General features: G+C 65.5%; 14 protein-coding genes and 1 tRNA gene. 11 read left to right on the forward strand and 4 right to left on the reverse strand.

Annotated features, from left to right (window positions below):
- Positions 1 to 65 precede the first annotated feature (65 nt).
- From ILT44_RS06430 to ispH, 5 genes are read left to right on the forward strand one after another with little or no spacing between them, the layout of a single operon-like run.
- A complete protein-coding gene (locus ILT44_RS06430) occupies positions 66 to 806 on the forward strand; it encodes a lysophospholipid acyltransferase family protein (RefSeq protein ID WP_239467958.1) in 741 nt (246 codons plus the stop codon).
- Positions 803 to 1,915: a glycosyltransferase family 2 protein gene (locus tag ILT44_RS06435; protein ID WP_204238748.1), complete on the forward strand. Its 1,113-nt coding sequence runs from the start codon at positions 803 to 805 to the stop codon at positions 1,913 to 1,915. The genes ILT44_RS06430 and ILT44_RS06435 overlap by 4 nt, the downstream gene beginning before the upstream one ends.
- A complete protein-coding gene (locus ILT44_RS06440) occupies positions 1,912 to 3,570 on the forward strand; it encodes a squalene/phytoene synthase family protein (RefSeq protein WP_204238749.1) in 1,659 nt (552 codons plus the stop codon). The genes ILT44_RS06435 and ILT44_RS06440 overlap by 4 nt, the downstream gene beginning before the upstream one ends.
- Positions 3,567 to 4,853 (forward strand): hydroxysqualene dehydroxylase, encoded by a 1,287-nt coding sequence (locus ILT44_RS06445; RefSeq protein ID WP_204238750.1) that lies wholly within the window; start codon positions 3,567 to 3,569, stop codon positions 4,851 to 4,853. The genes ILT44_RS06440 and ILT44_RS06445 overlap by 4 nt, the downstream gene beginning before the upstream one ends.
- Positions 4,850 to 5,818 (forward strand): 4-hydroxy-3-methylbut-2-enyl diphosphate reductase, encoded by a 969-nt coding sequence (gene ispH / locus ILT44_RS06450; RefSeq protein WP_204238751.1) that lies wholly within the window; start codon positions 4,850 to 4,852, stop codon positions 5,816 to 5,818. The genes ILT44_RS06445 and ispH overlap by 4 nt, the downstream gene beginning before the upstream one ends.
- Here the strand turns inward: ispH and ILT44_RS06455 are convergent.
- Entirely contained in the window at positions 5,797 to 7,218 is a 1,422-nt protein-coding gene (locus ILT44_RS06455; RefSeq protein WP_204238752.1) for an MATE family efflux transporter, read from the reverse strand. The genes ispH and ILT44_RS06455 overlap by 22 nt on opposite strands.
- Before the next feature lie 215 nt (positions 7,219 to 7,433).
- On the opposite strand from ILT44_RS06455, the gene ILT44_RS06460 reads away from it, so the two are divergent.
- Positions 7,434 to 8,411: an amidoligase family protein gene (locus tag ILT44_RS06460; RefSeq protein ID WP_204238753.1), complete on the forward strand. Its 978-nt coding sequence runs from the start codon at positions 7,434 to 7,436 to the stop codon at positions 8,409 to 8,411.
- A complete protein-coding gene (locus ILT44_RS06465; RefSeq protein ID WP_204238754.1) occupies positions 8,408 to 9,109 on the forward strand; it encodes a gamma-glutamyl-gamma-aminobutyrate hydrolase family protein in 702 nt (233 codons plus the stop codon). The genes ILT44_RS06460 and ILT44_RS06465 overlap by 4 nt, the downstream gene beginning before the upstream one ends.
- Position 9,110: 1 nt before the next feature.
- Here ILT44_RS06465 and ILT44_RS06470 read toward each other — a convergent pair whose 3' ends face one another.
- The gene (locus tag ILT44_RS06470; protein WP_204238755.1) at positions 9,111 to 10,625 is read right to left on the reverse strand and encodes a response regulator; all 1,515 of its coding nucleotides are present in this window, start codon (positions 10,623 to 10,625) and stop codon (positions 9,111 to 9,113) included.
- A gap of 135 nt (positions 10,626 to 10,760) precedes the next feature.
- On the opposite strand from ILT44_RS06470, the gene bglX reads away from it, so the two are divergent.
- The 4 genes from bglX (at position 10,761) to ILT44_RS06490 (ending at position 17,224) form a co-directional block, all read left to right on the forward strand.
- Positions 10,761 to 13,013, forward strand: a complete 2,253-nt coding sequence (gene bglX / locus ILT44_RS06475; RefSeq protein WP_204238756.1) for a beta-glucosidase BglX — start codon at positions 10,761 to 10,763, stop codon at positions 13,011 to 13,013.
- A 316-nt stretch (positions 13,014 to 13,329) separates the two neighbouring features.
- The gene (locus ILT44_RS06480) at positions 13,330 to 14,475 is read left to right on the forward strand and encodes an AI-2E family transporter (RefSeq protein WP_204238757.1); all 1,146 of its coding nucleotides are present in this window, start codon (positions 13,330 to 13,332) and stop codon (positions 14,473 to 14,475) included.
- A gap of 41 nt (positions 14,476 to 14,516) precedes the next feature.
- On the forward strand, positions 14,517 to 15,359 hold the full coding sequence (locus ILT44_RS06485) for a DUF1206 domain-containing protein (protein WP_204238758.1): 843 nt from the start codon (positions 14,517 to 14,519) through the stop codon (positions 15,357 to 15,359).
- A gap of 206 nt (positions 15,360 to 15,565) precedes the next feature.
- Complete coding sequence (locus tag ILT44_RS06490) at positions 15,566 to 17,224, forward strand: PD40 domain-containing protein (protein ID WP_204238759.1); 1,659 nt, start codon at positions 15,566 to 15,568, stop codon at positions 17,222 to 17,224.
- A 110-nt stretch (positions 17,225 to 17,334) separates the two neighbouring features.
- On the opposite strand, the gene ILT44_RS06495 is transcribed toward ILT44_RS06490, so the two are convergent.
- Together ILT44_RS06495 and ILT44_RS06500 are read right to left on the reverse strand one after the other, a co-directional pair.
- A tRNA-OTHER gene (locus tag ILT44_RS06495) sits at positions 17,335 to 17,402 on the reverse strand.
- A gap of 553 nt (positions 17,403 to 17,955) precedes the next feature.
- Positions 17,956 to 18,774, reverse strand: coding sequence for a hypothetical protein (locus ILT44_RS06500; protein ID WP_204238760.1), 819 nt, complete (start codon positions 18,772 to 18,774; stop codon positions 17,956 to 17,958).
- Between the last annotated feature and the right edge of the window lie 54 nt (positions 18,775 to 18,828).

Raw genomic sequence — 18,828 nt, forward strand, 5'->3', positions numbered from 1 at the left:
GCCTCCCGCTTGACTGCGTGGAGCCATCGCCCGTCGCGCGCCGCTCTCCCCTCATCCACCGCTTCATGGTGTCGACGTTCCGCCGCTATTTCACGCGGCACATGAATGCGCTGCGGATCGCTTCCTGGGGAATGCCTGCGATGCCTGCGACAGGTCCCGTCATCGTCTATTCCAATCACCCCGCCTGGTGGGATGCAGCCGTTTATATCCTGGCAGCGGATCGCTTCTTCCCCGCTTATGAGAGCTACGCCCCCATCGATGCCGCGATGCTCAGGCAATACGGCGTCTTCGGACGCATCGGCGCTTTCGGGGTCGATCTCGAGAGCCCGCGCGGAGCAGCGCGTTTCCTGCAAGCCAGTGCGGAGATTCTGTCGTCTCCGCATCGCGCTCTGTGGATCACGGCACAAGGCCGCTTCGGCGATGTGCGCGAGCGTCCGCTCGGGCTCAGGCCTGGCGTGGCACGTGTCGTCGAATGCGCGCCCGACTGCACCATCCTTCCGCTTGCCATCGAGTACGGCTTCTGGCTGGAGCGCGGGGCGGAAGCCTTCATCGCCTTCGGCCAGCCGATGCGCGGGCGGGATCTTCTGGACCTTCCGCGCCCTGCCCGGCTGGAGCGTCTCGAGACCGACCTCACCGCAACACTCGACCGCTTGAGCGCCGATGTGCAGAGCCGCGATCCGGCGAGGTTTCGTTCCGTGCTCGCGGGCCACGCCGGGATCGGCGGCATCTATGACGGCTGGCGTCGGATGGCGGCGGCCCTGCGCGGCCGCGCCTTCGATCCATCGCATGAGGGGCGCTCCTCATGATGGTGCTCGGCCTCGTTCTCCTGATGCTGGCGGCTCTTCCTTTCGTTCTCGCTCTCGTGAACCTGAGCATCCTGCGCGCGACGCCTCGGCACATGCCGCGGGGCGACGTTCTCGTCTCGCTTCTCATCCCTGCCCGCAACGAGGCCAAGAACATCGGCCCCGCTCTCGATGCCGCTCTCGCCAGCGTCGGCGTGCCGGTCGAGATCCTGGTCATGGACGACGGCTCGACGGACGCCACGCCCGAGATCGTCCGCGCCTATGCCGCGCGCGATGGACGCGTGCGGCTTCTCACCGCGCCGCCTCTGGCGGATGGATGGACCGGCAAGGTCCATGCCTGCCACCACCTCTCCGAAGCGGCCAATGGCACGCACTTTCTGTTCGTGGATGCCGACGTGCGTTTGGGCCCTCATGCGGCAGCCGTGCTGGCGGGCCATGCGCAGGATACCAGTGCCGGCCTGGTGAGCGCCGTGCCGCGCCAGATCATGCGCTCTCTCGGCGAACTCCTCACCGTGCCGACGATCAACCTGCTGCTTCTCGGCTACCTTCCCATGGGCTTCATGCGCCTGTCCCGTGATCCGGGTCTCGGCGCGGCCTGCGGCCAGCTCATGCTCGTGGAGCGCGACGCCTATCGCGCAAGCGGGGGCCATGCGGCTATCCATGCACGGATTCACGACGGCATCCAGCTCGCGCGGCTCTTTCGCCGCAAGGGATTCATGACGGATCTCGTGCCGGGAGAGTCGCTTGCCTCCTGCCGGATGTATACGCGCTTCGACGAGGCCTGGAGCGGCTTTACCAAGAACGCTCATGAGGGCATGGCGACGCCCGTTGCCCTGCCGGTCTGGACCGTGCTTCTTCTCGGCGGGCATGTTCTGCCCTTTGTGCTGCTGCCCTTCGCACCAACCCTTCCTGTCGTCGCCGCTGCGCTCCTGTCGCTCGCGGCCCGGACGCTCGTGACGGTGACGACACGGGAGAATCCCTGGTCGATCCCCTTGCATCCCTTCACCATGCTGGTCGGGCTCGCCATTCAATGGAGCGTGCTCCTGCGCATCGGCACGGCCCGTCGGGCCGGATGGAAGGGGCGGCTTTATCCCGTGGGGGTGAAGCCATGAGCCTGAGGACGGCACAGGCACCGAAGCAACCGCGGGACGAGAACTTTCCCGTGGCGTCCCTGGTGCTCTCGCCTGAGCACCGGGAGGCGGTTCTCGCCTTCTATGCCTTTGCCCGAATGGCGGATGACATCGCAGACGCCCCCACCCTCAAGGCCGCCGAAAAACTCCAGCGGCTCGATGCACTCGAGCAGGCGCTGATTGCCGGCGATCCTGCGGTTCCCCAGGCGGCGCGTCTGCACGCCGCCGACAAGCGGCACAAGGCCGGGCTCGTCCAGGCGCGCGATCTCCTGCGCGCCTTTCGCCAGGACGTGGTGAAGGCCCGCTACAACGAGTGGTCGGAGCTCATCGAGTACTGCCGTTTCTCGGCCAATCCGGTCGGCCGCTTTCTCCTCGCTCTGCACCGGGAGCGCATCGCTGCTCAAGGACCGGCGGATGCCTTATGCACGGCGCTGCAGATCCTCAACCACCTGCAGGATTGCGGCAGGGATCATGAGGAACTCGGCCGCATCTACATCCCCTTGCGCTGGATGATGGGAGCAGGCTCCGAGAAGGCTTTCTTCGCTCCGGCCCAGGCCGCTCTGCGCCGCAGCGTGTTCGATGCCATGCTCGATCGGGTCGACACCCTGATCGATCAGGCGCAATCCCTGCCGGAGCGCCTGCAGAACAGGCGCCTGCGCGCCCAGAGCATCGCCACGATCGCCCTTGCCCGTCGTTTGAGCGAACGCCTGCGCCGCGGCGATCCGCTCCTCGAGCGTGTGCAGGTGAGCAGAGCCGATGCCGGTCTGGCCTTCCTGCGCGGTCTTGGCGGAACGCTCCGCCGGCCGGCCGGCAGCGACCAGCGCATCACGGCCGCGATGGTGCGGCGTTCCGGCTCGTCCTTCCGCCTCGGCATGCGGAGTCTGCCTCACGAGCGCCGCCGCGCCATGCATGCGGTCTATGCGTTCTGCCGGGCTGCCGACGACATCGCCGACGGCGCCGCGCCGCCTTCCGAGAAGCGCGCATTCCTAAGCGAGTGGCGGCGCGAACTCGACCGTCTGCACCGTGCCCCGGAAACGCCCATCGGGCGGGAGCTTGCCCGCGCCTCGACCCTCTTCAAGCTGCCGGTGGAGGAGTATCATGTGCTCCTCGACGGCATGGAAATGGACAGTGCCGATCGCGTGCGGATCACGAACGATTACGAACTGAGCCTCTACGGCCGTCGTGTGGCGGGCTCGGTCGGAGCCCTGTCGATCCGGATCTTCGGCGTTCCTTCGGCCCATGACTTCGCGCTCGATCTCGGACGCACCCTGCAGCTCGTGAACATCTTACGCGATGTGGACGAGGATGCAGCTTGCGAGCGCGTCTATGTTCCGCTCTCACGCCTTGCCCAGCTCGGGCTTCAGGATGCGCCGGCAGCCACCCTCGTGGCTGATCCTCGTTTCGCACGCGTTTGCGAAGGCCTGGCCGAAGACGCTCGCGCAGGATTTGCCGCAGCGGATGCCGCCCTGATGCACTTCGATCGCGCGGCGCTCAAGCCGGCAATCCTGATGATGGAGAATTACCGGCGCGTGCTCGCCCGGCTGCAGGCTCGCGGCTGGGGTGTGCGGCAGGGCAAGCTTCGCCTGAGCACCTCCGATCGCCTGCATCTCCTCACCCGCGCCATGAGGCCCGCATGATCGCACGACGCACCCATATCGTCGGAGCGGGGATCGCGGGCCTGAGCGCCGCGCTGGCCGTCACGGCCGATGGCGGCGAGGCCATTCTCTATGAGGCGGCACCGCATCCGGGCGGGCGCTGCCGCACGCTGCATCCCGCCGATGGCTTCACTCATGACAACGGCACCCATGTGCTGTTCACGGCCAACGGACGGGCGCTCGATCTCCTGAAAACCGTCGGCGCCCGCGAGCGCTGGTTCGAACCCGAGCCCAAGGGCCTGCCCCTCTATGACGGGCGGACGGGAATCATGCGCCGCGTCGGCCTCTCTCCCTGGTCCTGGCTCATTCCGTCGCGCCGCCCGCAGGGTCTGACCCTGCCCGATCTCGCCCGGATCGTAAGGCTCGTCTTTGCCGCGAAGGATTGTCCGGTCGCCGCCATCATCGGGAAGCGCCCGATCATGGACAGCCTGATCGAGCCGCTGACGGTCGCGGTTCTGAACACGCCTCCCTCTCAGGCTTCGGCCCAGCGGCTCGCCTGTGCCCTGCGGCAGCTCATCCGCCCCGGCGCCGGACGGCTCCTGGTGGCGAAGAACGGCCTGAGCGAGGATCTGATCGAACCGGCCGTCGCCACCCTCCGGGCCAGAGGCATATCCCTTCTCGCCGGGCAGCGCCTGCGCATGCTTCTCACGGCGGACGAGCGCGTCATCGGACTGGCGCTCACGGACCGGACGGTGATGCTCGGTCCCGACGACCGGGTGATCCTGGCGCTTCCTCCCTACGAAGTGGAACGGCTTCTGCCGGCTCTTCCGGTTCCGACGCAGTTCGAACCGATCCTCAACGTGCATTACCGCATGCCCGGGCTCGAGCCCCCCCGTTTCATCGGCTTCACGGGCACACTCGCGCAATGGGCGCTGATCCGCGAAAACCATGTGAGCGTCACCGTTTCGGCTGCCGATGCGGTGGTCGATCAGAACGCATCCGACGTGGCCGCACGGATATGGCGCGAAATCGCGCCCGCCTTGCGCGTACTCGGCCTCGATGCGGTTGCAGAGCGGCAACCCGAAACGCGGGTGGTGAAGGAAAAGCGCGCGACGATCCGACAGGCCGCTGAAATTCTGCCCCAGCCGCCGTTGCGGCCGCTGGCGAACCTGGCTCTCGCCGGTGACTGGATCGGCTCGCTTCCCGCTACCATCGAGAGCGCCGTCATGGCCGGCGAACACGCCGCTTCCATCCTGCACCATGCCCGGGGCACCCGGGCCATCATTGCCCGGGACCGAACCCTGAAGACGGAGGATGCAGCATGATTCAAGAGCATCCCCCGCTGACCGTTCTGCTCGCAGCCCCGCGCGGCTTCTGCGCCGGGGTGGAGCGGGCCATCCGCGCCGTCGAGGATGCCCTCGAGCAGACGGGAAAACCCGTCTATGTGCGCCATGAGATCGTCCACAACAACCGCGTGGTGGAGGACCTTAGACGCAAGGGCGCGATCTTCGTCGAAGATATGGCGCAGATCCCCGATGGCGCGGTTGCCATCTTCAGTGCCCACGGCGTGTCCCGTACGGTCGAGCTTGAGGCGGAGAGTCGGGGATTCTCCGTGCTCGATGCCACCTGCCCGCTCGTGCGCCGCGTTCACCTCGAAGGACAACGCCATGCCAAGGCCGGGCGCGAGGTCATCGTCATCGGGCATCGGGGGCACGTGGAGATCGAAGGCACCACCGGGCAGATCGACGGCACCGTGCACGTGATCGAGAGCGTCGAAGAGGCGCTTCGGCTGCCGGTCACGAACCCGGAGCGCATCGCCTACATCACTCAGACCACGCTTTCCGTGGACGATACGCGCGAGATCATCGCTGCCCTGAAATCACGCTTTCCAGCCATTCAGGGGCCGGACATCAAGACGATCTGCTACGCGACGCAGAACCGGCAGATGGCGGTGCGCGTCATCGCCCGGCGCGCGGAGCGGATCATCGTGTGCGGCGCGCGCAACTCGTCGAACACCAACCGCTTGTGCGAGGTGGCTGTCAACGAGGGCCGCCGGGCGCTTCTCATGCAGGATCCGAAGGATCTGACGCTCTCCTTCGTCGATGGCGCCGCCGTCATCGGCCTGACGGCCGGAGCCTCCGCTCCTGAGGACCTGGTGCAGGAGGCCCTGGCACGGCTCGCGCAATGGCGGCGCGTCACGGTTGAGGAGGTGCGCGTCACTCATGAGGACGCGCAGTTCGCCCCCGTGGATCTCTCTCGTCTCGTGTCTCAGCTGGCGAACGCTTCCTGAACGTCCTGCGGCGTGGCCGTGACCAGCCCCAGCCGGTCGCGGTGCAGCCAGCGCCACAACATCAGGCAAGCCACCACGGCAAGCCCGCTGGCAAGGCCGATCCAGATGCCGATGCCGCGCAGGGGCGTGCCGAAGGCCAGGATGACGCCGAGCGGGAAACCGACTCCCCAGTAGCCCATAGCCGCATAGATCATCGGCACCCGTGTGTCCTGCAGCCCGCGCAGCATGCCCGCGCCGACAACCTGCGCACCGTCCACCAATTGGAAGATGGCGGCCACCACCAGGAAGGAGCGGGCCAGATCGACGACCATCGCGTTCTTGGGATCGCTCAGGTCGAGGAAGGCCCCGAGGAGAAGGTGGGGCGCGAACATCATCAGCGATGCCGTGACGACCATGAAGCCCGTGCCCAGCGCGAACGAGGTCCAGCCGGCCCGGGTGACGCCCTCGGCATCCTGTGCGCCATAGGCGCGCCCCACGCGCACCGTTACGGCCTGCCCGATGCCGAGAGGAATGGAGAAGCAGAACGAGGCGATCTGGAGAGCCACCGCATGAGCCGCCAGTTCGCTTGCACCGATACGGCCCATCAGCATGGCCGCGGCGTTGAAGATCGTGACCTCGAACATGAGCGTCAGGCCGATGGGAACGCCGAGCCGCCACAGGGTGCGATAGCGCGGCCAGTCGGACCGCCAGAAGCGCCCGAAGATGTGATAGCGCCTCAGCTTCGGATCGAGGACGATCAAGAGGGCCAGCGCCAGGAACATGAAGGTGCTGGAGATCACGGTCCCGAGCCCGGCTCCGATGAGGCCCAGGGCCGGCAGGCCGAAGGAGCCGAACATCAGTGCATAGGCGGCGGCGAAATTGACCGGGATGGCCAGCAGCCCGATGAACAGGGCCCAGCCCGGACGCTCCAGTGCCGCCAGGAAAGACCGCAGCACCAGAAAGAACAGGAAGGGCAGAAGGCTCCACTGAAGCGCGCGCATGTACGCGCCGGCATTGTGGGCGAGGCCGGGCTCCTGGCCGATGGCGAGCAGGATCGCCTCGCCGTTCCAGGCGACGATCCAGATCGGGATCGCGACCGTCACCGAGGCCCACAGGCCCTGACGGACCGTGCGCCGCACCTCGCGCACGGAATGGCGCTTCCGGCCAAGCTCCTCGGCAATGATCGGCGAGGTGGCGTTGACGAGGCCGATGCCGAAGATCAGGAAGGCGAAATAGAGATTGGTGCCGAGCGCACCTGCGGCGAGAGATTCTGAGCCCATCCAGCCCATCAGGATCACGTCGGTCGTGATCAGGGCATTCTGCGCCAGGGTGGCGAGGATGAGGGGCCAGCCGAGAGCCAGGGTCGCGCGGAGTTCCGCCAGCCAGGCTGTGCGCTCTGTCAGTGAGGTGCAAGAAATCATGGTGCCGGGCTTGTAGACAACCTGCAGGCGGAAAGCCACACCTGAAGACCGGCAGGAACTCTCGCCTACGATGCTCTCATCCAAGAAGAAGCATCGGATGGATCCCGAAAGTGGTCTCCACCTTTGGGTCCGATGCTTTGGGCAAGGAACCTGAGCTCTAGCGCGCCCGTTCACCCCTTCACTCACGCTTTCGTGGTGTTGTTCCGGAGTTTTCGATGGCGCAGCCGGCGCTCTCCACCGCAATCGACTTCGTGCTGCCGCCGATCCTGCACAACGAGCAGGGGCAGGTGCGCACGGTCGGCGTCGAGATCGAGTTCGTCGGCCCCTCCGCCGAGAAGACGGTGCAGGCCTTGCAGGAGGCCCTCGGAGGACGGCTCATCGAGGAGGACCCCCATGCCTTCGCACTGAAGGAATCGGTCATCGGCGACCTGACGGTGGAGCTCGACAGCCGGATCCTGCACCCTGGCAAGCAGGCGGGAACGCAGCGCGGCGTGCTGCCCAAGATCGCAGCCCTCTTCGGCTTTGCCGCGAGCTACCTCGTCCCGTGCGAACTCGTCACGGCACCGACGCCCATCGATCGGCTCCAGGACCTCAACCGGATCCTTGACATCCTGCGCGGGCTCGGCGCCAAAGGCACGCAGGATGCGCCCTTTTACGCCTTCGGCCTGCATTTCAATCCGGAGATCCCGCGTCAGGACGCGGCCACCCTCACCGCTTTCATGAAGAGCTTCGCGCTCCTCAACCCCTGGCTCCGGCGCGAAGCCTCGCCGGACACGACCCGCAATCTCCTCGGCTTCGCAGATCCTTTCCCGGCCGAATACGTGCGCAGGATCGCCTCGCTCGATTACTGGCCGGACATTCCCACCTTCATCGACGATTACCTGAGCCAGAATCCGACCCGGAACCGCGATCTCGATCTCCTGCCGCTGCTGCATTACTTCGACGAGAAGCGCGTGCGCGCCGTGCTGCCGAACGAGAAGATCAATGGGCGCCCCACCTTCCATTACCGCCTGCCCGATGCACGGGTGAGCGATCCCGGCTGGAGCATCGCGCCGGACTGGAATCGCTGGGTCTGCGTGGAGCGTCTGGCCGCAGACCGCGAGAAGCTCGATGCGGTCTGCACCGCCTATCTGTCCTTCGAGGGCGAGGACAAGAGCTGGGCCAATGTGGTGGAGCAGGTGGCGCGGTCATGACGAGTCCCCTCATCGGCGTCACCACATCCCGGCAAGGCGGATGGCGCAGCTACCTCATGCACCGGCTGGCCCTCTATCGCGCGGGCGCGCGGTCGGTGCGTCTCGTGCCGGGCAGCCGCTTGCCCGCCGAGCCGCTCCACGGCCTTGTCATCGGCGGCGGCGACGATATCGGCGCTGAGATCTATGGCGGCAAGGTTCTTCCCGACGTGCGCATCGATCCCGAGCGCGACAAGCTGGAGCTCGGCCTCCTCAAGGCTGCGCTTCCGGCGGGGTTGCCGGTCCTTGGCATCTGCCGCGGGTCGCAGATGATCAATGTGGCGCTCGGCGGCACCCTGCACACGGACATCTACGAGGTCTACGTGCAGGCCCCGAAGATGCGCACCGTGCTGCCGCGCAAGACGGTCTCCATCGAGCCAGGCTCGCGGCTGGATCGGATCTTGAGCTGCAATCCGTGCCTGGTGAACGCCCTTCATCATCAGTCGGTGGATCGCCTCGGGCAGGGACTCACCATCGCAGCCCGCGACGAGAGCGGCATCGTGCAGGCCATCGAGAGTCAGACCGCGCCGTTCCTGCTCGGCGTTCAATGGCATCCGGAACTGCTGGTCTGGAAGAAGCCGCAGCAGCGGCTGTTCGCAGCCCTTGCCGATGCGGCCCGCGGGGCCGCACTTCCCCTCTCCGCAGCAGCGCTCGCGAGCTAGCTCAGCGAGCCCGCCTGGAGGTGCGCGGGAAGAGAGGAATCACCTTGCCGTCTCTCGGCGGATTCAGGTGCCGCTGGATCGCCGCGTGCAGGTCGCGGCTCACGATAGGCTTCTGCAGGAGCGGGAATTCGCTGCTCTCGTCGGCCGCAACGGGATTGCCCGTGATCAGGAGCACAGGCATGGAAGGAGCGATCTGTCTCACCTCACGGGCCAGCATGACGCCGTTCATCGTGCCGGGCATGGCGACATCCGCAAGCACCAATGCGGGCCTGCGGGCATTCAGGGACTTGATGGCCTGCACGGCATCGGTGGCGATGTTGGCCAGGTAGCCGAATTCCTCGAGGCTCGACTGGAGGGCCAGCGCAACCTCGAGTTCGTCGTCCACCACCAGGATTTCCGTGTGGTTCGGCACGCGCTCATCCGGCGCGTCATCCTCGCTCAGGGGACCGGGCGGCAACAGGGTCGCCGCATCGGCGCGCGGAAGATAAAGGATGATCGAGGTGCCCATGTCGTGCCGACGCACCTCCGAGGCGCCGCCGAGCCCTTCCAGGAAGTGCAGGCTCTGCCGGAGGGACAGCCAGGATGACAGATCGAGGTCGCGCAGGACGAAAGCCTGTTCGAGATCGGCCTCCGGCGCGTGGCGCGCATCCTGGAGGCCGGAGCTGCGGATCGTGAGCTGCACGAAATCGCCTTCGCGCGTCAGGTCAGGCAGGGATCCCTTTTCCACCCGCACGTTGCGGGCCTCGAGCGTAATCGTGCCGCCCTGAGGCAGCGCATCCCGCACATGCCCGCTCAAGGTCACGATGGCCGTCTGGATATCGTCCGGATCGGCTTCGACGGACCAGAGATGCTCCGCAAGGGACAGCCGCATCTCGACCGTGTCGCGCAGCAGCGAGCGGCTCATCAGGTCGGCGACCGAGCTCACCTGCTCCGCGATGCTCACGTACTGGACCTTTGCTTCGCCCTGCCGGGCGAAGGCTGCCGACCGGGCGATGAGCTTGGCCGCCTGGTCGGCAGCCACCAGGGCGGACAGGAGCTTGCGCTGCAGGATCGGCTGCTCCTTCAGCTGGCGGGCCGCGGCATCGATATTGGCGCTGATCACCATGAGCCGGTTGTTGAGGTCATGGGTGATCCCGTCGCGCAGCCGGTCGACGGCCTGCGCCTTCTGGAGACGGCGCAGGGCTTCGTCCTCATCCGGTGCGGAGGCCTCCACAGGAAAGCTGTCGTCAGGAAAGGCGAATGTTTCGGCGGGAGCCTGCATCTGACCGGTCGTCACGTCCTCGAAGACGGAGAATTCGTCGGAGGAGTCGGTTTCCTTTTCCCGGAGAGCCTGCCTGATCTGCCGCCCGAGCAGCAGGGGAGCCCCGGCAGCCACCAGCAGGAAGAGGCCCGCGGAAGCCGCGATCAACGCAGGGTTCCTGACATAGGCAGCACCGGCCAGTGCGAACCCCGACATGATCAGAGCGCAGGACAGGGTCAGGAGAGACAGCTTCAGCTGGGCCGGCAGCAAAGGCACTTGAGGTTTCCAAAATATGAATTGACCCGGCGCCCCTCAGACGCCACTTCCAACGCTTATCTTGTGTAGCACGAACCGCGGGCAAGCGAGGCTGCTCTCGCGATAAAGTGTTACTGTCCGACAAAGGAGATGATTGTGCGGCTTTCTGATGTCCAAGGCTTGGCAGGGCTGGCGCTTGCGCTGGTTCTGGCAACCCCGTTTTCCCTGCAGGCTGAGGCGCAGGAGACCGCCGTGCAATCCATCGAGCGACGCATCAACGAACTCCTTGGGAAGATGACCCTGGAGGAGAAGGTCGGTCAGCTGAACCTCGTCTCGCATGGCCCGCTCCTGCGCTGGGAGGACATTTCGGAAGGCAAGGCCGGGGCCCTGCTCAACTTCAACAGCGCCCAGGACGTCGCCCGCGCCCAGGCTCTGGCGCGCCAGAGCCGCCTCAAGATCCCGCCGCTCTTCGGCCTCGACGTGCTGCACGGCTTCCGCACCCAGTTCCCGCTTCCCTTAGGCGAAGCCGCGGCCTTCAGCCCGCGCATCTCCCGGCTCGCCTCCGAATGGGCTGCGAAGGAGGCGGCCTATGTGGGCGTGAACTGGACCTTCGCGCCCATGGCGGACCTCTCCCGCGACAGCCGCTGGGGCCGCATCGTCGAAGGGTTCGGAGAGGATCCCACTCTCGGCGCCGCCCTGACAGCCGCCCGCGTGGAAGGCTTCCGCAGCGGTGGCCTCGCCGCCGCGACGAAGCATTTCGCCGGCTACGGCGCCCCGCAGGGCGGGCGCGACTACGACACTACCTACATCCCCCGCGCCGAGATGTACGACACCTATCTGCCGCCGTTCAGGGCAGCGGTGGAGGCGGGATCCGCAAGCTTCATGGCCGCCTTCAATGCGCTGAACGGCGAGCCCTCGACGGCCAATCCCTGGCTGCTCACGGACGTGCTGCGGCAGCAATGGGGCTTTGACGGCTTCGTCACCTCCGACTGGGTCGGCATCGGCGAGCTGATCAACCACGGCATCGCGGCGGATGGCGCGGAGGCCGCCCGCAAGGCGATCCTCGCCGGGGTCGACATGGACATGATGGGGCTGCTCTATATCAAGCACCTGCCCGACGAGGTGCGCGCCGGCCGGGTGCCGGAAAGCATCGTGGACGAGTCGGTGCGCCGCGTCCTGCGCACCAAGTTCCGCATGGGCCTGTTCGACCGCCCGGGCATCGATCCGTCGCGCCTGGACTCGGCTTTCCCGTCGCCGGAATCGCGCCAGACGGCCCGCGAAGTGGCGCGCGAAACCTTCGTACTGCTGCAGAACCGCGACGGCGTGCTGCCCGTGCCGGCCGGCGCCCGCTCCATTGCGGTGATCGGCCCCCTGGCCGATGCGCCGCACGACCAGATGGGGCCGCATGCCGCCCGCGGTCACAAGGAGGACAGCGTCACGATCCTCGAAGGCATTCGCCGTCACGCGCAGGGCGCCGGCATCACGATCCGCCATGCTCCGGCCTGCGACCTGTTCTGCCGCAACACCGAGGCTCTGCCCGCCGCTCTTGAGGCAGCCCGGCAGTCGGACTTCGTCATCGCTGTCTTCGGCGAGCCGCAGGAGCTGTCCGGCGAGGCTGCATCCCGCGCCCATCTGGAGCTGAACGGCCGTCAGATCGAGGTGCTGGAAGAGCTCGCCAAGACCGGCAAGCCCATGGCCCTCGTCCTCATGGGCGGACGGCCGCTGGTGCTGGGATCGGTCGCCGAGCGCATTCCGGCCATCCTCATGGCCTGGTATCCGGGCACGGAGGCGGGCCCTGCCGTCGCCGACGTGCTGTTCGGCGACGTGAGCCCGAGCGGCAAGCTGCCTCTTACCTGGCCGCGCGCCACGGGACAACTGCCGCTCTACTACAACCGGCTGCCCTCCGGCCGTCCGACCAAGCCGGAGAACCGCTTCACCCTGCAATACATCGACGAGGCGATCACGCCGCTCTACCCGTTCGGCTGGGGCCTGAGCTACACGCAGTTCGCCTATTCCGATGCGGCTATCGGCCGGAAGCAGCTCGGTGAAGGCCAGGCGCTGGAGGTCTCGGTGAGCGTCAAGAACACGGGCGCGCGGGAAGGCCAGGAGGTCGTGCAGCTCTATACCCGCGATCCGGTGGCGAGCCGCAGCCGCCCGTTGCGCGAGCTGAAGGCCTTCGAGAAGATCGCCCTGAAGCCCGGCGAGACGAAGCGCGTGACCCTGCGGGTGCCGGTGGAGTCCTTGGGCTTCCACCTCGATGACGGCACCTACCTGGTCGAGGAAGGCGCGATCCAGGTCTTCGTCGGCGGCTCTTCGCTCGCCGAACAGGTCGGAGAGGCCGAGATCGCGAGGACGTTCCGCATACCACCCATGGAGCGGCGCGCCTCGGCCTCGACCATCGTGCAGTGAGCCGGCAAAGGCTGCCGGACGCCGGCAGCCTTTCGACGCATTGGATCCGTTAAGGGATCGGCGGCAGGCTCACGCCTATGAGCACCCGGTCGTCGGAAAACGGAGGTCCGCGATCTATCGTTTCGGGCCGGCAGAAGCTGAGAGGCCATTGGCTGGCGCGATCTGAATCCTAGCGCATCGTGCGGACCCAGAGGGCCGCGTCAGCGAAAAGTGTTTCCGGTTTTCCGCGCCTAACGATGCGCCAGCCAAGAGAAGGAGCATCGGAGTGGACCCAAAAGTGGGTCCACTTTTGGGTCCGATGCTCTAGAATCCGGCCATGCCAGAGCAAGCTGCAGGCCCATCCCCAGACCGCCCCGACAGCGATGCGCCGGACGCCCGCGGCCGGCGCGCGACCCGCCTCATCGGCGCGACCGCTCTTCTGGCGCTCACCCTCTGGACGATCCGATCCTATCTCACCGCACTCGGCTGGGCTGTCATCCTCGCCATCAGCGTCTGGCCGCTCTATCGCCACGTCCGCGCGCGCCTGGGAGGCTCACGTCTCACGGCGCCGCTGCTGGTCACGGCGTGTTTGGCCGTTCTCCTCGTCTTTCCCATTGCCCTCGCCCTCACCGAGATCGGCCGGGAAAGCCAATTCGTGGTGCAGTGGCTGACGGGCCTGCAGCAGAACGGCCTGCCGATGCCGGACTGGATCCAACGCCTGCCGCTCATCGGTCAACATCTGGATGCCTGGTGGCAGGCCCATCTGGCAAAGCCTCAATCGGCCGAGCAGTTCCTGAACGGACTCGACAGCGCGACGCTGACCAACTGGACGGAAGCCCTCGGCGGCGCCGTGCTGACCCGGCTCCTGCATGCCTTTCTCACCTTCGTGAGCCTGTTCCTCCTGCTGCGCAACGGCGACGCCATCGGCGATCGGGTGCTCACCACCACCGACCGCTGGTTCGGGCGCCCGGGCGAGCGCCTGGCCGAGGACATGGCGTCAGCCATGCGGGGCACGGTGAACGGAACGATCCTGGTGGCTGTCGGCGAGGGCATTCTGATCGGCATCGGGTTCATGGTGGCGGGCGTGCCGAACGCCGCCCTGTTCGCCATTCTCACCACCGCCTTCGCCATGCTGCCCATGGGGGCATGGCTGGCCTTCGGCACCGCTGCCATCGTTCTGGTTGTCACAGGCGGTTCCATGGCAGCCGCAGCCGGTGTCTTCGGCTGGGGCGCCGCAATCATGCTGATCGGTGACAACGTAGTTCAGCCGGCGCTGATCGGCGGTGCGGTGCGGCTGCCTTTCCTTTGGACCCTACTCGGCATTCTCGGCGGCCTTGAGACCTTCGGCCTGATCGGACTCTTTCTCGGCCCCGTCCTGATGGCGGCTCTTCTGACCATATGGCGCCAGCAGAGCGAGCCTCGCCCAAGCCCATCCTTCCTGGAGGGAACCGCCGTCATCCGAAGGAACAAGGAACATCCATGAAGGCTTGGCGGTTCACCCCTGACAGAGTGGAGTTATTGCCCATGCCGAAGATCAGCCGCCACCCCGTCGAGACCCTGGCCCGGTTCGGCTATGGCGCGCGAGGCGTGGTCTACGGTCTCGTCGGCGCCCTGGCGCTTCTGGCCGCCATCGGCTCGGGCGGCCAGACCGGCGGCAGCCGCAGCGCCCTGCAGACCCTGCTCTCCCAGCCCTTCGGCAAGGTCTGGCTCGTCCTGATAGCGCTTGGCCTCTTCGGCTTCTGCGCCTGGCGGATTCTGGAGGCGCTCACGGACGCCGACCATCGCGGTGCCGACTGGAAGGGCTGGGGCATCCGCGGGGCGCATCTGGTCAGCGGCATCATCTATGGGGGACTTGCCCTCTTTGCTCTGAACCTCGCCCTTGGGCGCAGCTCGGGCGGCGGCGGGGAGGATCAGGCCGCCCAGGATTGGACGGCCTGGCTCATGGGCCAGCCCTTCGGCCAGTGGCTGGTGGGCCTGGTCGGCCTTGCCGTCGCCGGCACGGGCCTCGCCTTCATCGCAAAAGCCTGGCGCGGCCGGGTGGCGGACCGCCTCTCCCTGCCGGCCGACAGGCGGGACTGGTTCATCACCATCGGCCGCATGGGTTTCGCCGCTCGCGGAGTGGTCTTCGTGATGATCGGCGGCTTCCTGGTTCTAGCCGCGATCCACGCCTCCTCGTCGGAGGTCCATGGCCTGGGCGGCGCCTTGCAGGCCCTGCGCCAGCAGCCCTATGGCTGGGTGCTCCTGGCGCTCACGGCGCTCGGCCTCTTCGCCTTCGGCCTCTTCGGCCTGATCCAGGCCCGCTATCGCCACATCGACGCTCCCGACCTCGCCGACGCCAAGGCCGCCGTCGCGCGGGCGGCGCGATAAAAAGCTTGCTATAGAGAATCAATCATCGGCAGCGTTGCAAGCGACATCTTTATTCGCAATATCTCTACATCTGAACAGGGTGCGCATACACCCTCAATGGCCCTTTGCACCCTTTGACGGTTGTCGACCTATCCATTCAAAGAGTTGCACAACGTTACATAAGATTGTTGACTGGAATACTTTGACATTATTCAGGTCGTATTCTTATGTTTTTGACAATCCTATCCGTTCTCAGGCCCACGGCTGCCGACATTGTAACCCGGGCTACCACCACGGCCACAGGTGCGCAGGCGTCCGGCAATGCCGACGTAGCCCAGATCAGCGCGGATGGACGCTATGTGGTCTTCCGGAGCGAAGCCACTGACCTCGTCCCTGGCGACACCAATGATGAGGGCGACATTTTCCGCAAGGATCTCCTCACAGGCGAGATCATCCTTGTCTCCACAGCGGCCAACGGAGCCCAGACGATAGATGGCGATTCCTCCTACGCTGGAATCAGCGCGGATGGGCGCTATGTGGTCTTCCGGAGCGAAGCCACCAACCTCGTGGCGGGCGATACGAACGGTCGATGGGATATCTTCCGCAAGGATCTCCTCACAGGCGAGATCGTGCGCGTCTCCACAGCGGCCGGAGGAGTTCAGGCGGACGAAGATGCTTTTGGACCTCAGATCACTCCGGACGGACGCTATGTGGTCTTCACCGGCGATGCGACCAACCTAGTCCCTGGTGATACGAACGCCAGGCCGGACATCTTCCGCAAGGACCTCCTCACGGGCGAGATCGTGTGCGTCTCCACTACAGCCACCGGCGCTGCAGCGACGGGCGGCGGTTCTTCTGACGCCCAGGTCAGCGCGGACGGGCGCTACGTCGTGTTCGAGAGTAGCGCTACCAACCTCGTGACGGGGGATACGAACGGTGCATCGGACATCTTCCGCAAGGATCTCATCACGGGCGAGATCGTCCGTGTATCCACCGCAGCCGCTGGAACCCAGAACTTAGATGGTTCATCGAATGCTCAGATCAGTCCTACAGGACGGTATGTTGTGTTCGAAAGCTCGGCTGACAATCTGGTCCCCGGGGATACGAATGGTAATAACGACATCTTCCGCGTCGATCTGGTCTACAAGGCGAACATGACAGCCATCGCGGAGGGGCGGTTCATCGACGTGCGGCTCGGCGTGGGCTCCGCCTCGAGCGCCACCATTGCCTGGGGCGACGGCACGAGCACGACGGCCTCGCCGGTCGAGGGCAGCGTGCTCCTGAGCCACGCCTATGCCGCCGCCGGCATCAAGACCGCCACGATCAGCCTCGTCGAGGGCGCCCTCACCTGGGTAGTGCCGCACACTGTGAATCTCGCCGCCGGCACTATGGCCCGCAACACGGCTCTGACCGACGCCCTCTCGGGCGGAGCCGCCTCAGACATTCTGATAGGGGATGCCTTTGCCAACCACCTGATCGCCAACGGTGGCAATGACCGGCTGAACGGCGGTTTGGGCAATGATCGCCTCGTTGGCGGCACGGGTAAGGACACCCTGACCGGGAATACAGGCCGGGACGTGTTTGTGTTCGACGACCGGGAGACGAGTTCCTCCAAGACCAAGGCCGATACCATCACCGACTTCAAGGGTCGTAGCGGCGACCGGATCGACCTGAAGCTGGTGGACGCCAACACCAAGAAGCGCGGCGACCAGAAGTTCTCCTTCATCGGAGACGACGAGGCGTTTACGGCGGCAGGCCAAGTGCGCTACGAGAGGACGAAGGGCTACACCTACGTCTATCTCAACACCGACAGCGACAAGGCAGCAGAGGCCGTGATCAAGCTCAAAGGCGCCTTGGATCTCAGCAAGGGCTGGTTCGTGCTCTGAGACGTTCCTTGCACCAAGGCGACAAAGCCCCGCAGTTGCGGGGCTTTTTGTTGACCAACTGTAGAACCTGCTCACGTAGCTGGGGTAACGAGCACGCTACCCTGGAAAACTGGCGATCCCGGGAAGACTCGAACTTCCGACCTTCGGTTTAGGAAGCCTGTTTTAACCTCACGGAATCAAGGGCTTAGTGCGTTACGCCTGTAAACCAGCCGACGAACCATCAAAGACTTAGCTGGCATTTGTCAAACCTAAGGGGCTTTGGACTGTCTCGGTTCCCTATGCTGACGAATCCCTTGGGACAGCGGCAACCCCAGGGTAGATCGTGAACGTGCATCCTGCCATCGGTGGCGCTGCCCTCATTGATCTTTCAAGGAACGGTTCCGTTGAGGCGTCAGGAGTTGCTCAGCCCTGATGGGCGACATGGTGGAGTGTTAATGAGAGTTGGTGCAGGAGAAGCAATCATTGGCCATGCAGCAGCAATATCGTGTCGCGCTGTTTTCCCCCGGTCTTGAAGTCTGACTCTCACCGGGGGGTATTCTGACTCGAATCGGCGAAAAGCGTGACTCTCCAGTCCTTACAGCCTTGGGTTGTGGATGAACCGACAGAACTGGGCGCGTCCGCCAAGGACTGAGAAAAGGCCCGTTTCCGTCAAGGAGGACGGGCCTTTTCTCGTTCGGACGTCCGCCGCGCCCCAGATCTCGAGTCCTTTGGGCAGGTCCTGCCGCTCTTCTTCAGCGAAGGAACGCGGAAATCACGAGGATTCCGACTGCCAATCCCGCAAGGAATTCAATGCGTTTTACTGATGTCGCAATCCTGTCTGCGTGCTTCCTGATGACTTCCAGGCGCTCCAGGGACGGGTCGGCCAAAGCTTCTGCGTGGGTGACTTCGGTCATGTCACTTGCAGCAGGTGCCGAGAATCTCTTGTCGACGGCGACATCGTCTATCTGCGCGGTCGTAACACCGCTGGGGAATACGACGTCCTCGGGGAATCCGGGTGCCATGCCGGCCATCGCATACTGGAAGCAGGTCGGCGAGATCGCCACCCGGAGGATCGCCGGTGTCGGGCTGATCCAGAGATGCCGGAACAGCACGTCGAACTGATCCTGGGCGAGAATGACGTCGACCTGCGCCAACGGCGGTTCGTCGTGGATTAGGCAGTGCACAACGGCCCTTACGGGGGTGCCGGACTGGACGCGAAGGCGAATTCCCTTAATGCGCCGGAGGTTATCGCCCTCGAAGGCGTAGAGACGGTCCTCGCATGTGGCGGTGCCCGTGACCGCAGCACCGGTGCTCGCGGAGAGAACGTCGAAGAAGGGGGCGGAGCCATCGCTGCGAAGATACTCGGTGGCACCGATGATGCCGTGCAGATCCGCGCCCTCGTGTGTACGGACCTTACTGTCGAATGATGCCGTCGACCTCAAGGCGAGATCCGTTACCGTCAGGTGCAGCGTGGTGATCGTGCGGACGAGGTCTTCGGTCTTGCCCTTGTCCTTGTGCAGCAGGATCCGGCTCGCGCCGGACTTCTCGATCCTCTTGATGTCCTTCAGCATGTGTGCAGCCCCCAGCCAATTCATAGCGGCTCCTCGGTGGTCTCGCCATACGCC

The sequence above is a fragment of the Microvirga arvi genome (assembly GCF_016892765.1).
In the GTDB taxonomy this organism is placed as follows: domain Bacteria; phylum Pseudomonadota; class Alphaproteobacteria; order Rhizobiales; family Beijerinckiaceae; genus Microvirga; species Microvirga arvi.